Consider the following 519-nt stretch of genomic DNA (forward strand, 5'->3'; position numbering starts at 1 on the left):
GATTATTACCACCCGTAACACATCGCGAACCATCGAGTGGGCTGCCAACCCGTGCAGGGCTCTGTTGCGCCGTTGTTTCCAGGTCAGGAACAGCGTCAGCGCCAGCAACACTACGCCAAGCCCTGTACCGACAGCATGCGGCAAATACCCTTGGCCTACGTATACCAGCGAAGGCGACACCGGGGCGACGGTGGTGCCGCCGGTAATCCCCAGCAGAATGCCGCGAAAGGCCAGCATGCCGCCCAGCCCGACAATGAAGGACGGAATGCGCAGGTAGGCGGTCATATAGCCGTTGGCCAGGCCGATCATCAGCCCGCACAGCGCGACCACGCTCAGGTTTGCCAGCAGCGGCACGTGGTAAACGACATCCAGAATTGCCGCCAGGCCACCGAGCAGGCCGAGCAAAAAAAAAAAAAACTAGACAGAGGAATTTATTATTACGTGTGTCGTATAAAAAATGAGATACTTAAAAACATCAAGAGGGCATTAATAGACGAGCACTGTGGAATTTTATTTGCA

Annotated in this window: 1 protein-coding gene; it reads right to left on the bottom strand. The window is 54.9% G+C overall.

Features of this window, described 5'->3' with window-relative positions:
• A partial coding sequence (locus E4T88_RS17270) for an ABC transporter permease subunit (protein WP_438503332.1) occupies positions 1–405 on the bottom strand: 405 nt, incomplete at its 3' end.
• Positions 406–519 lie beyond the last annotated feature (114 nt).

The sequence above is a fragment of the Dysgonomonas mossii genome (assembly GCF_004569505.1).
In the GTDB taxonomy this organism is placed as follows: domain Bacteria; phylum Bacteroidota; class Bacteroidia; order Bacteroidales; family Dysgonomonadaceae; genus Dysgonomonas.